This window comes from Streptomyces muensis, assembly GCF_021474425.1.
GTDB lineage: Bacteria > Actinomycetota > Actinomycetes > Streptomycetales > Streptomycetaceae > Streptomyces > Streptomyces muensis.
In genome coordinates, this window is record NZ_JAKEIP010000243.1 from 1 (window position 1) to 12493 (window position 12493).

Consider the following 12493-nt stretch of genomic DNA (forward strand, 5'->3'; position numbering starts at 1 on the left):
GCCCGCCCCTGCTCCCCAAGGCGAAGCCCCCGCGGACCTCGGCGATCCCGGCCCGGCTCAGAACGTTGCCGAAGGCTGCCGAGCTGACCGGGCTGAGCGCGAAGCGGCTGCGTACGGACCCGGCGGCCAATGTGGCAGGCGGCGCCGCCCTGCTCGCCGCCGCGCAGAAGGAGCTGGGCGAACCGCTGAGCTCCGATCCCGCCGACTGGTACGGCGCGGTGGCCCGCTTCTCCGGCGCCGACGACACCGCCACGGCGGCGGCGTACGCGAACGACGTCTACGACGTGCTGCGCACCGGCCAGGAGCGGCACACGGACGCGGGCGAACTGGTCGCCCTGTCCGCCCAGCCGGGTCTGACCCCCGACACCGCGCAGTTGCGGCAGGCGGGGCTGCGCACGCTCAGGGCAGGGGAGACCGAGTGCCCGCCGACGGTGGCCTGCGAGTGGATTCCGGCACCGTACGAGGAGTTCGGGGACGACGACTACGGCAACCACGACCTGGGGGAGCGTCCGGCCTCCTCGGACATCGACTACATCGTCATCCATGACACGGAGGGCGCCTGGGAGGGAGTCCTCACCATGGTGCAGGACCCCACCTATGTGTCGTGGCAATACACCTTGCGCTCCACCGATGGTCATGTGGCCCAGCATGTGAAGGCCAAGGACGTGGCCTGGCACGCGGGCAACTGGTACGTCAACGCCAAGTCGATCGGCCTGGAGCACGAGGGCTTCCTGGCGAAGCCGGACGCCTGGTACACGGAGGCGATGTACCGGTCCTCGGCCCGTCTGGTGACCTACCTGGCGAAGAAGTACGGCATCCCGCTGGACCGGCAGCACATCCTCGGCCATGACACCGTGCCGGGCCCGACCACGTCGACGATCAGCGGGATGCACACCGACCCCGGCCCGTACTGGGACTGGCGGCACTACTTCGAGCTGCTCGGCCGTCCTTTGGCGCCGACCGCCGGCCCGAACGGCGGCCTGGTGACGATCCGCCCCGACTACGCGGCCAACCGGCCCCGGTACACGGGCTGTGTCTCCGCGGGCCAGGCCTGCGCGGACCACGGATCGAGCGCGGTACGGCTGTACTCCGGGCCCGGTGAGTCGTATCCGCTGATCAAGGACATCGGCCTGGGCTCGACCCCGACCACCGGTGTGAACGACCTCTCCTCGCGGGTCTCGACCGGCCAGCAGTACGCGGTCGCCGGCCGGAAGGGTGACTGGACGGCGATCTGGTACCTGGGCCAGAAGGCCTGGTTCAAGAACCCGAAGAAGAGCCCGACGGCGGTGGACGCGGCCGGTCGGGTGGTCACGCCGAAGGCGGGTCTGAAGAGCGTCCCGGTGTACGGGCGTGCCTACCCCGAGGCCTCCGCCTACCCGGCGGACGTTCCCGTACAGGCGGTGTCGCCGCTGCCGTACACCTTGCCGGCCGGCCAGCGGTACACGGTGGGCGGCAAGGTGCCGGGCGAGTACTACTACGCGGTGACCTTCGACGAGGCCTCGCACAAGGTCGTCGTCGGCAAGGACCAGTACTACGAGATCCAGTTCGGTCACCGGGTGGCGTATGTGCGGGCGGCGGATGTGCGGGAGCTGGCCTCGGGGTCGTAGCTGCGTCAGCCCTGTCCGCTCCAGGTGTACCGCCGCCCGGCGACCGCCCTGAAGGTCAGCTGTCCGCCCTCGAACAGGTCACTGCGTACGGTGAGTTCACGGGTGCGTGCCGCCTTCAGGGTGATGCGGGTCGCCCGGCCCCCGGCCCACTCGATGTCGACGGTGGCGCCGCCGCGGGCGCGCAGGCCGCGCACCGAGCCGGCCGGCCAGGTGGCGGGGAGGGCGGGCAGTACCTCGATGACGTCGTGCTGGCTCTGCAGGAGCATTTCCACGATGCCGGAGGTGGCGCCGAAGTTGCCGTCGATCTGGAACGGTGGGTGAGTGTCCCAGAGGTTGGGCAGGGTCGAGGCCTTGAGCTGTTCGCCGAGCATCTTGTGGGCGTGGTCGCCGTCACGCAGCCGCGCCCAGAAGTTGATCTTCCAGGCCTTGGACCAGCCGGTGCCGCCGTCGCCGCGTGCGGTGAGGGAGACCTTGGCGGCCTCGGCCCACTCGCTGCCGGGTTCGATCTGCCGGCCGGGGTGGAGGGCGAACAGGTGGGAGACGTGCCGGTGGGTGTCGGTCGGGTCGTCCAAGTCCTTCTTCCATTCCTGGAGTTGACCCCAGGAGCCGATGTGCAGGCCGGGGTCGAGCCGGTTCAGGGCCTCTTCTACACGGCGGCGGAAGTCGGGCGTGTCGCCCAGGATCCGGGCGGCTTCGAGGGTGTTGGTGAACAGGTCGTGGACGATCTGCTGCGACATGGCCGCGCCTGCGGTGAAGTCACCGTGCTCGGGCGAGTAGCTGGGGGTGACGACGAGGGTGCCGTCGCGTGGGTCGGTTCGCAGGTTGTCGAGCCAGAACTCGGCGGCTTCCTTCATCCCGGGGTACGCGGTGGTGCGGAGGTAGTCGGTGGAGCCGCCGAATCTGTAGTGCTCGTACATCTGTTGGGTGAGCCAGGCCGCCGCCTCGGGGAACCAGAACGCGGTCGCCCAGTCGTGCACACCGGTGAAGCCGTACGGGTTGGTCTCGTTGTGCACGACCCAGCCGCGTGAGCCGAACATCTCCTTCGCCGTCCGGCGTCCGGGCGCGCGCAGTGCCTCGACGAAGCGGTCGTACGGTGCCGTCGTCTCAGCGAGGTTGGCGGCCTCGGCGGGCCAGTAGTTCATCTGGATGTTGATGTTGGTGTGGTAGTCCGCGGACCACGGGGGTGTGGTGCTGTTGTTCCAGACGCCCTGGAGGTTGGCGGGCAGGGAGCCCGGGCGTGAGGAGGCGATGAGCAGGTAGCGGCCGTACTGGAAGTAGAGGGCTTCCAGGGCACGGTCCGCCGCGCTCGTGCCGCCGGTGTACGCGGCCAGCAGCCGGTCGGTGGGGACGTCGGCGGGCAGCGACTGGCCGATGTCGAGGACGACGCGGCCGAACAGGGCCCGGTGGTCACGGACGTGCCGGGCCAGCAGCGCCTCGTAGCGGTCGCCGGCCCGCTCCACGGCACGGCTGACGGCGGCGTGGGGGTCCGGGCCGCGGTAGTCGGGGTAGGTGTCGGCGTAGTCCGTGCCCGCGGCCAGGACGAACCAGGCGCTGTCGGCGCCGGTCACGGTGAGGGTGCCGTCGGCATGGGGTGTGACGGTGCCGCCCTGGGCGCGCACCCGGACCTGCGCCTCGAAGCGCAGCCCGTTGTCGGCGAGCGCGCCCCGTACGGTCAGGGTGGCGTCGGTCGCGGTGGCGGTGAAGTCGGCGCGGGGAGAGGTGTGGCGCAGGGTGAAGGTGACGCCGGCGGGCTTGTCGGCGGTGAGCCGCCCCACGATCACACCGTCGGGGTGGGAGGCGAAGAACTCCCTTTGGTGGCGCACGCCTTGGTGGGTGTAGCGGACCGAGGCGACGGCGTTGTCGAGGTCGAGTTCGCGCCGGTAGTCCGCCGGGGGCGTCGTGGGTGCGCCGGGGAGGTCGAGGTGGAGGTCGCCGAAGGTCTGGTGGGCGCCGTAGCCGATCCGTCGCTGGCCCAGCCGGTCGGCGACGGACTCGGGGTCGAGGGTGGTCCGTGCGTCGAGGTCGTCCTGTACGGCGGTGATCGCGTCCGGGCGGGGTGCGCGCCAGTTGCCGTGGTCGTAGCCCTGGGTGGAGCCGGGGCCGCCGGTCCAGAGGGTCTTCTCGTTGAACTGGAGGCGTTCGGAGGCGAGGGTGCCGAACACCATGGCACCGAGCGCGCCGTTGCCGACGGGCAGGGCTTCGCGTTCCCAGTCGGCGGCGGGAGCGGCATACCAGAGCACCGACGACCGCCTCGATACATCGGAGGAATCAGCGGCGTCTGCCTCGGCGATACCAGCGCTCAGACTCAGCGCACCGGCGCCCGCTCCGGCGGCCACAGCGGCGGCCTTCAGTGTCGTCCTGCGAGTGATCTCATGCGGCTCGTTCGACTCATACGACATGACCCCTGACGCTAGAGGTCCGATGACTCTGGCGACAAGGGTCATGACAACATGTGCGGAACCCCGAACAACGGGGCTCCGGACCGGGGGGCTCAGCCCTGCTGGAAGAGCTCAGCGGGCAGCGGCTTCAGGAGGGCGTACAGGTCGTCGGTGATGGGGCGGTCCCAGGCGGCGATGGTGACCAGGACGTTGTCGCTGCGGTCGAACTGCACGCAGGAGATCCGGCTCTCGGAGAGCTTCAGACGGCGCACGATCAGCAGGTTGTCGCCCTGCATCACGGGCACGTCCTCGCTGCCTACGACGGTGACCTCCTCGTCGTTCTCCAGTGCCAGCAGCAGCTGCGCGACCTCGAAGGGGATCTCGCCCTCGTCGACCTCGCGGGCCGGGGAGCCCTCCGGCAGATTGCCGATGATCATCGCGGGGCCGCGGCCGCCGAAGAGGTCGTAGCGCAGGAAGACACCCTGGCAGCTGCCGTCGGGGGCGGGCAGCAGGCCGGCGCCCAGATTGCCGGGCCAGTCACCCGGGTCCATGGCCAGTACGTCGAAGTCGGGCCCGGCGGGCGTGGCGCTGCGGCGGCGGAGGAACGACATGTCGCCATGGTACGTGGCCGGGCGTGTTGCATGACGTGCGGGCACGGGTTGGAGGGGCGGTCCCCGGCGCGCGGGCAGGGGGTTCCGTCGCGCTCCGCCGGACCGTCGGCCGCCGGCCGTGGTTCGGCACCGGCCGGCCGTTTCGGCACCGGGTGCCGGGGCACGGCCCGTCATTCCTCCAGCGGCGTGGCCGGCACCACCGCCACCGGGCTCGCGGCGTGCAGCAGCACGGCGTGGGTCACCGAGCCCATCATGCGGGCGGGGGCCAGGAGCCGGCGTCTGTGGCGGCCCACGACGACCAGGTGCGCCTCCCGGGACGCGGCGACGAGGTGACCGGCGGCGTCGCCCGGGGCGACGTAGGGCTCGGCGCGCACGTCCGGGTGGCGCTCGCGGTGCGGGGCGAGGAAGCCTTCCGCGAGGTCGCGGGTCTCGGCCTCGACGGCGTCCTGGTCGTGGGACGGCGGCACGACCTGGGCGGTGGCGTCCGTCCAGAGGTGCAGCGGCCAGGTGTAGGCGGCGACGACCTGGAGCCGGGCGCCGCGCAGGGCGGCCTCGGCGAAGGCGAAGGACAGTGTGGCGTCGTCGGGGCTGTCGACCTGGAGGCCGACGACGACCCGCGGCCCCGGTTCGATCGGCCTGTCGTCACGTTCCCCCACTGCCCGAAAGGCGTGGGAGGTGCCCCCATCGCGTCCGGGCTTGGGCACCACGACGACCGGGCACCCGGCATCCCGTGCGACCGCCATGCCGTTGGAGCCGAGCAGCAGGCTCGCGAAGCCGCCGCGCCCTCGCGAGCCGAGCACCAACAGCTGGGCGGCGGCGCCCAGTTCGGGCAGCACCGCGGAGGCCGCGCCCGCGAGGGCGACGTACTCCGTCGCCGGCCGCTCGACCCGGCCGTCCAGATAGCGGCGCACCCGGTCGAGCACCGGGTCGTCCTCCGGTACCGGCCGCCCGGCGGGCAGGACCTCGGGCCTGGCCCAGGCCGCGTACTGCTGCACATGGACCACGCGCAGCGGCGCCTCGCGCACCAGGGCGGCGTCGAAGGCCCAGTCCAGCGCGACCAGGCTGTCGTCCGAACCGTCGACGGCCCCGATGACCGGCAGGGTGCTCATGGGTTCTCGCCTTTCCGGAATACGACCTTCCCCCTCCCGGGGTCAGCCTGGCCCAGGCTTCGGCCCCAGGGGGGTTGGCAAGGTCGCGTGTCCGGAAAAACGGGCGGAACACACCCGGATCGGCCCGAAGGCAGGCCTCAGGTCAGGTCGAACTCGCCCTCCCTGGCGCCCGACACGAACGCGCCCCACTCGGCGGGTGTGAAGATCAGGGACGGGCTCTCCGGGCTGCCGCTGTTGCGCATCGCGATGAACCCCTCGACAAAGGCGATCTGGACATCTCCCAGGCCACGGCTGCTCGAGTGCCAATCGGCGTTGCTGAGGTCCAGCTCCGGCTTCTCCCAGCCCGTGAACGGCTGCTGCTGGATGGTGCTCTCGGCCACGTCCGTGCTCCTCCCGATTCGTCGTCCGCGGGTCAGCCTAGCGATCGGTTCGGAGTGCCGACAGGCCACGTGAGGGGGACCTTTGCGAAGTGGTCTCCCGCGCTGTGCGGGAGTGTTCCCGGGCGGCCGTACGGGAGTGTTCTCAGGCGTCCGGGGGCTCGGCGCCGACGAGCCACATCGAGAAGAACTGCGATCCGCCGCCGTAGGCGTGTCCGAGTGCCTTGCGGGCCCCGTCCACCTGGTGTTCCCCGGCCTGGCCGCGCACCTGGAGGGCCGCCTCGGCGAAACGGATCATGCCGGAGGCACCGATGGGGTTGGTGGACAGGACGCCGCCCGACATGTTGACGGGCAGGTCGCCGTCCAGCTCGGTGACCCCGGACTCGGTGAGCTTCCAGCCCTCGCCCTCGGCGGCGAAGCCGAGGTTCTCCAGCCACATGGGCTCGTACCAGGAGAACGGCACGTACATCTCCACGGCGTCGATGTCCCGGCGCGGGTCGGCGATCCCCGCCTGCCGGTACACGTCGGCCGCGCAGTCCTTGCCGGCCTGCGGGGACACGGCGTCCTTGCCGGCGAAGAGGGTGGGCTCGCTGCGCATGGCGCCGCCCAGCATCCAGGCGGGCGGCCGGGGCGCCCGGGCGGCCCCGGCGCGGTCGGTGAGGATCATCGCGCACGCGCCGTCGGAGGAGGGGCAGGTCTCCGAGTAGCGGATGGGGTCCCACAGCATGGGCGAGGCCTGGACCTTCTCCAGGGTGATGTCGTGCTCGTGGAGGTGCGCGTAGGGGTTCTTCAGCGCGTTGCGCCGGTCCTTGTACGCCACCAGCGAACCGATCGTGTCGGGCGCGCCGCTGCGTCGCATGTACGCGCGCACGTGCGGGGCGAAGAAGCCGCCCGCTCCGGCGAGCAGCGGCTGCTGGAAGGGGATCGGCAGGGACAGGCCCCACATGGCGTTGGACTCGGACTGCTTTTCGAAGGCGAGCGTCAGGACGGTGCCGTGGACGCGGGCCGCGACCAGGTTGGCGGCGACGAGGGCGGTGGATCCGCCGACCGAGCCGGCCGTGTGCACCCGGAGCATCGGCTTGCCCACCGCGCCGAGCGCGTCCGCGAGATAGAGCTCCGGCATCATCACGCCCTCGAAGAAGTCCGGCGCCTTGCCGATGACCACGGCGTCGATGTCCGCCCAGCCCAACTCGGCGTCGTCGAGCGCCCTTCGGGCCGCCTCCCGGACGAGCCCGGCGATCGACACGTCCCGGCGCGCCGCGACGTGCTTGGTCTGACCGATGCCTACGACGGCCACGGGCTCCTTGCTCATCGCGGATCCCCTTCGAGTACGGCGACCAGGTTCTGTTGGAGGCAGGGGCCGGACGTGGCGTGTGCGAGCGCCCGGTCGGACTCGCCCCGATGGATGCGTGCGGCGGCCTCGCCGATGCGGATGAGCCCGGCGGCCATGACGGGGTTGGCGGCGAGCGCACCGCCGGAAGGGTTCACGCGCACGCTGTCGTCCAGCTTGAGCGCCTTGCGCAGGACCACCTCCTGCGAGGTGAACGGCGCGTGCAACTCGACGGTGTCGACGGGCCGTTGGAACGCCCCGGCCTTCTCGGCGGCGAGGCGGGTGGAGGGCGAGTCGGTCAGATCGCGGACGCCGAGCCCGTGGGCCTCGATGCGGTGGTCGATGCCCCGGATCCAGGCGGGCCGCTCACACAGCTCGCGGGCCCGCTCCCCCGCCGCGAGGACCACGGCGGCGGCACCGTCGCCGATGGGCGGGCAGTCGCCGGTACGCAGCGGCCGTACGACGTACTCGCCCCGGGGCACCGAACCTCGCAGCTGGGCGTGGGAGTTGGCGGTGGCGTCGGCGCGGCTGCGGGCGGCGACGGCGGCGAGCGCGGGCTCGTCGGTGTCGCCGGCGTCGATGAGTGCCTGGGCCTGAAGGGCGGCGAGGGCGACGGAGTCGGGCCAGAGGGGGGCGACGTAGTAGGGGTCGAGCTGACGGGTGAGGACGTCGCGCAGGGGACCCGGTGAGGACTTGCCGTAGGAGTAGACGAGCGCGGTGTCGGCGTCCCCGGTCAGCAGTTTGGTCCACGCCTCGTACAGCGCCCACGCACCGTCCATCTCGACGTGCGACTCGGAGATCGGCGGCCAGGCGCCGACGCCGTCGAGGGCAAGGGTGAAGGAGAAGGCGCGGCCGGCGAGGTAGTCGCTGGAGCCGGAGCAGGTGAAGCCGATGTCGGCGGTCTTCAGGCCGGTCCGCGCCAGCACCTCGTGTAGCACGGGCATGAGCATCTCCACCTCGGAGAGCTCCTCGCTGGTGCGCCGGTGCTCGGTCTGCGCGAAGGCGACTACGGCGATCTCGCGGTTCACAGCAGCTCCCTGTAGGTGTCGTAGTCCGCGTCGGGCTCGCCCGTGGGCCGGTAGTGGTCGGGGTAGCGGGCGCCTTCCGTCCACACCGGTTCGACCCGCAGGCCCATCCGCACCTGGTCGTACGGGATGCCGCCGATACGGCCGTGCAGGGCGAGGCCGGCGCCGTCTAGGGCGATGTGGGCGTAGACGTACGGCACCTCGATGTCGAGGTTCTTCGCCTTGATGTTGACGATGCAGAACGTGGTGACTGTGCCGTGAGGACCTACCTCGACCTGTTCTGATGTGGCGAGGCCACATGTGGGGCACGCACCCCTCGGCGGGACGTACACCTTGCGACAGGACGGGCAGCGTTCACCGACGTTGCGCTGTTCGGCCAGGGCGTTGATGTAGGCCGTCTGGGCACGGCCGGGCGAGTAGGTGTAGTCGAGTCGGGCGGGGGCGACGATGCCGGTGACCGGGTCTTCGAACTCGCCCGTGTGGCCGGTGAGTTCGCCCTGCTCACCGTCGTACGGCTCGAAGCACGCGATGTCGGTGATCGCACCGGTGCGTTCCTCGGCCCAGCGGAGGCGGACGCGCATGCCGGTGTGCACGGCATCGGGGCCGGGGGCGTCGAGGGCGTGCAGGAGGGCGGTGTCGGCGCCGTCGAGGCGGACCAGGACCCAGGCGAAGGGGGTGTCGAGGGGCTGGTCGCGGCGGGGGGCGGGGTTCCAGGCCCAGGTGGTGACCGTGCCGGTGGCGGCGACCTCGACCAGACCGCGGATCTCCTCGGCGGTGACGGGGTCGTACTCGACGGGTGGGACGAGCGTACGTCCGTCACCGGTCCGGACCCCGAGCACGACGCGTTCGCGCAGCCCGGTGAGGAAGGCGCTCTGGACGGGCCCCAGAGAACGGGTGAAGGGGAACTCGACGGTCAACGGGGCCTTGAGGACTTCAGGCATCGGGGACGTGCCTCCTTAGGAGGTCGGGGATGCGCGGGACAGACAGCAACTGAGCAGGGTCGGTACGGCACACCGCCCAGGGGCGCGGGGCTGTGACATTTGCGGCTCCGCCGCGTGGGCGCGACCAGCCACGGACGACCCGCAGCTTCAAACCGGCCCAAGCCAGCGCAACACCTACACCCGCTTGTAGACAGGTGGTCGCTTCTCCGCAAACGCGCGGGCGCCTTCCTTGGCGTCCGCTGTGTCGAAGATCGGCCACCCGCGCTTGAGTTCGGCGGCGAGCCCGTCGGTCTCGGTCAACTCGGCGGTCTCGTACACCGACGCCTTGACGGCCTCCACGGCCAGCGGGCCACAGGCATTGATCTGTTCGGCGATCTCCAGAGCCTTGGTCAGCGCCGTGCCGTCCGGGACGACATGCCCGATGAGGCCGATGCCGGCGGCCTCGCGAGCGCTGTACGGACGCCCGGTGAGCAGCATCTCCAGGGCGTGGGTGCGCGGGATCTGCCGTTGCAGACGGACCGTGGAGCCACCGATCGGGAACAGCCCGCGCTTCACCTCGAACAGCCCGAACGTGGCCGACTCGCCCGCGACACGGATGTCGGTGCCCTGCAGCATCTCGGTGCCGCCCGCGACGCAGTACCCCTCGACGGCGGCGATCACCGGTTTGCGCGGGCGATGATGGCGGAGCATCGCCTTCCAGTGCAGGTCGGGATCGGCCTTGAGCCGGTCCCGGTAGTGCTCACCCTCCATGCCCTTCCCCGCGAGGGCCTTGAGGTCCATGCCCGCGCAGAAGCAGTCCCCCGCTCCCGTGAACACGATGGAGCGGATCGAGTCGTCCGCGTCGGCCTCGACCCAGCCGTCGTAGAGGCCGACCAGCATCGGCAACGAGAGCGCGTTCTTCGCCTCGGGCCTGTTGAGCGTGAGCACCAGTGTGGCGCCCTCACGTCGCACGGCGAGGTGTTCGGTCCCACCCATGACCAGTCTCCCCTCTGACAGAACGAGAACAGGTTGCAGGAGGGGCGAAGGCACTTCAAGAGTTTTCTGACAGTCAGTCAGATTCTTTTGCGCGCAGGCTTCACAGTTGTGCCGCCCTTTGCTCTGATGACCGGCGAACCGCCTGTGAACCGTGCCCTGTCGAGGTCAGGAGGAACGGTGGAGTACAACCTTGCCGACCTGTTCGAGTCGGTCGTCGACGTGGTTCCCGACCGCGAGGCGCTCGTGTACATCGACCACCCGGGCACGGGCGCGGAGCGCCGTCTGACGTATGCGCAGCTGGACGCGGCCGCCAACCGGATCGCCCACCATCTGATCGACAGCGGGATCCGCCCCGGCGAACACCTGGGGCTCCACCTCTACAACGGCATCGAGTACCTGCAGACGGTGCTGGCCTGCCTCAAGGCGCGGATCGTTCCGGTCAACGTCAACTACCGGTACGTGGAGGAGGAGTTGGTGTACCTGTACCGGGACGCCGATCTGGTGGCCCTGGTCTTCGAGGCGGAGTTCACGGGCCGGGTGGCGGCGGCGCTGCCGCGGGTGGAGGGGCTGCGGCATCTGGTGCGCGTGGGCACCGTGACGCCGGGTGCGGTGCGCGCGCCGGTCGTGCCCGCGGTGGCCTTCACGGACGCCGAGGCCACCGGGTCGCCCGAGCGGGGGTTCCCGGAGCGGTCGGGTGACGACCAGTTCATCATCTACACGGGCGGCACCACCGGGATGCCCAAGGGCGTGATGTGGCGTCAGGAGGATCTGTTCTTCTCGGGGCTGGGCGGGGGTGCGCCGACCGGTGAGCCGGTGAGGAAGCCGGAGGAGCTCGCGGAGCGCGTGGCTGCGGGCGGCGACGGCATCACCTTCTTCCCCACCGCGCCGCTGATGCACGGCACGTCCACGCTGACCGCCTTCATCGGCTTCAACTTCGGCCAACGCGTCGTGATCCACCGCAAGTTCGCCCCGGAAGAGGTCCTGCGCACCATCGAGAAGGAGAGGGTGACCAGCGTGTCGCTGGTGGGCGACGCGATGCTGCGGCCGCTCGTCGACGCGCTGAGCGGGCCGATGAAGGGCACGGACTGCTCGTCGATGTTCAGCGTGTCGTCATCCGGGGCGATCATGTCCGACACGGTGCGCCGGCAGTTCCAGGAGCTGGTCCCGAACGTCATGCTGCTGAACAACTTCGGTTCCTCGGAGTCCGGGTTCAACGGCACGGCGACCGAGGACTCCGGCCCCGAGCGCGGCTTCCGCATCCGCGTCAACTCCCGTACCCGGGTGGTGGATCCGGCGACCCACGAGGCGGTCGCCGTCGGCGAGGTGGGCCGCGTCGCGCAGTGCGGCCATGTGCCGCTCGGCTACTACAACGACCCGGGGAAAACCGCCGAGACCTTCTTCGAGAAGGACGGCCGGCGGTGGGTGCTGCTCGGCGACATGGCCACGGTCGACGAGGACGGCGTCGTCACCGTGCTGGGCCGTGGCTCGCAGTGCATCAACACCGGCGGCGAGAAGGTGTACCCGGAGGAGGTCGAGCAGGCGCTCAAGTCCCACCCCGACGTGTACGACGCGCTGGTGGCCGGGGTGCCGGACGCGAAGTGGGGGCACCATGTGGCGGCCGTGGTGCAGCTGCGCTCCGGCGCGGTGCGGCCTTCGCTGACGGACATCCAGACACACTGCCGCTCCCATCTCGCGGGGTACAAGATTCCCCGCCAGCTGGTGATCACGGACTCGATCCGGCGCTCGCCCAGCGGCAAGGCGGACTACCGCTGGGCGCGCGAGGTGGCGACGGCTGCGGACGGGTGAATTCCGGGCGGGTCCGATTGAACCTAAGGTGACGTGCGGACGTACTCGTGGTGGCAGGCTCGGTCATCGGGCGCTGTTTGCCATGCCATCGCAAGACCGCACGGGAGGACCTCCGGGTGTCGCAGGAGGCAGCAGAGCAGGTAACACAGGAGACGGCGGAAGAGACGGGGACGGCAGAGACCGCCGCGGCGACTGCAGCGGCTACGGCGGCAGGAGAGCCTGAAGAGGCCGAGGCGGCCGGAACGCCTGAAGAAGCCGAGGCGGCCGAGGAGACCAAGGCGGCGGCCCGCCTCACGGAGCCGTCCGGCTCCTCACCCGCCCCCTCCTCCTCGCC

General features: G+C 70.9%; 11 protein-coding genes. 3 read left to right on the forward strand and 8 right to left on the reverse strand.

The genetic code is table 11. The features are described 5' to 3' along the window. Positions 1-8 precede the first annotated feature (8 nt). Positions 9-1607 (forward strand): N-acetylmuramoyl-L-alanine amidase, encoded by a 1599-nt coding sequence (locus L0P92_RS35445; protein ID WP_234767173.1) that lies wholly within the window; start codon positions 9-11, stop codon positions 1605-1607. Between the two features lie 5 nt (positions 1608-1612). Here the strand turns inward: L0P92_RS35445 and L0P92_RS35450 are convergent, their stop codons facing one another. The 8 genes from L0P92_RS35450 to L0P92_RS35485 all read right to left on the reverse strand — a co-directional run bounded on the left by L0P92_RS35450 (position 1613) and on the right by L0P92_RS35485 (position 10353). Further along, entirely contained in the window at positions 1613-3847 is a 2235-nt protein-coding gene (locus L0P92_RS35450) for a glycoside hydrolase family 95 protein (RefSeq protein ID WP_234767174.1), read from the reverse strand. A 251-nt stretch (positions 3848-4098) separates the two neighbouring features. Continuing rightward, on the reverse strand, positions 4099-4596 hold the full coding sequence (locus tag L0P92_RS35455; RefSeq protein WP_234767165.1) for a hypothetical protein: 498 nt from the start codon (positions 4594-4596) through the stop codon (positions 4099-4101). A 170-nt stretch (positions 4597-4766) separates the two neighbouring features. Next, a complete protein-coding gene (locus tag L0P92_RS35460) occupies positions 4767-5705 on the reverse strand; it encodes a universal stress protein (RefSeq protein WP_234767166.1) in 939 nt (312 codons plus the stop codon). A gap of 137 nt (positions 5706-5842) precedes the next feature. Beyond that, positions 5843-6085, reverse strand: a complete 243-nt coding sequence (locus L0P92_RS35465) for a DUF397 domain-containing protein (RefSeq protein ID WP_030048218.1) — start codon at positions 6083-6085, stop codon at positions 5843-5845. Positions 6086-6227: 142 nt separating this feature from the next. Beyond that, a complete protein-coding gene (locus L0P92_RS35470; RefSeq protein WP_234767167.1) occupies positions 6228-7394 on the reverse strand; it encodes a thiolase family protein in 1167 nt (388 codons plus the stop codon). Then, on the reverse strand, positions 7391-8440 hold the full coding sequence (locus L0P92_RS35475) for a thiolase family protein (RefSeq protein ID WP_234767168.1): 1050 nt from the start codon (positions 8438-8440) through the stop codon (positions 7391-7393). The genes L0P92_RS35470 and L0P92_RS35475 overlap by 4 nt, the downstream gene beginning before the upstream one ends. Next, on the reverse strand, positions 8437-9378 hold the full coding sequence (locus L0P92_RS35480; RefSeq protein WP_234767169.1) for a Zn-ribbon domain-containing OB-fold protein: 942 nt from the start codon (positions 9376-9378) through the stop codon (positions 8437-8439). The genes L0P92_RS35475 and L0P92_RS35480 overlap by 4 nt, the downstream gene beginning before the upstream one ends. 174 nt (positions 9379-9552) lie before the next feature. Next, positions 9553-10353: a crotonase/enoyl-CoA hydratase family protein gene (locus tag L0P92_RS35485; RefSeq protein ID WP_234767170.1), complete on the reverse strand. Its 801-nt coding sequence runs from the start codon at positions 10351-10353 to the stop codon at positions 9553-9555. Between the two features lie 177 nt (positions 10354-10530). Between L0P92_RS35485 and L0P92_RS35490 the strand changes: the two genes are divergently transcribed. Continuing rightward, the gene (locus L0P92_RS35490; protein WP_234767171.1) at positions 10531-12159 is read left to right on the forward strand and encodes an acyl-CoA synthetase; all 1629 of its coding nucleotides are present in this window, start codon (positions 10531-10533) and stop codon (positions 12157-12159) included. A 116-nt stretch (positions 12160-12275) separates the two neighbouring features. Then, a partial coding sequence (locus tag L0P92_RS35495; protein ID WP_234767172.1) for a hypothetical protein occupies positions 12276-12493 on the forward strand: 218 nt, incomplete at its 3' end.

Excerpts from the sequence above, each read along its gene's own strand:
- L0P92_RS35460 (WP_234767166.1), bottom strand. The coding sequence starts at position 5,705 with ATGAGCACCCTGCCGGTCATCGGGGCCGTCGACGGTTCGGACGACAGC.
- L0P92_RS35480 (WP_234767169.1), bottom strand. The coding sequence starts at position 9,378 with ATGCCTGAAGTCCTCAAGGCCCCGTTGACCGTCGAGTTCCCCTTCACC.
- L0P92_RS35470 (WP_234767167.1), bottom strand. The coding sequence starts at position 7,394 with ATGAGCAAGGAGCCCGTGGCCGTCGTAGGCATCGGTCAGACCAAGCAC.
- L0P92_RS35455 (WP_234767165.1), bottom strand. The coding sequence starts at position 4,596 with ATGTCGTTCCTCCGCCGCCGCAGCGCCACGCCCGCCGGGCCCGACTTC.
- L0P92_RS35485 (WP_234767170.1), bottom strand. The coding sequence starts at position 10,353 with ATGGGTGGGACCGAACACCTCGCCGTGCGACGTGAGGGCGCCACACTG.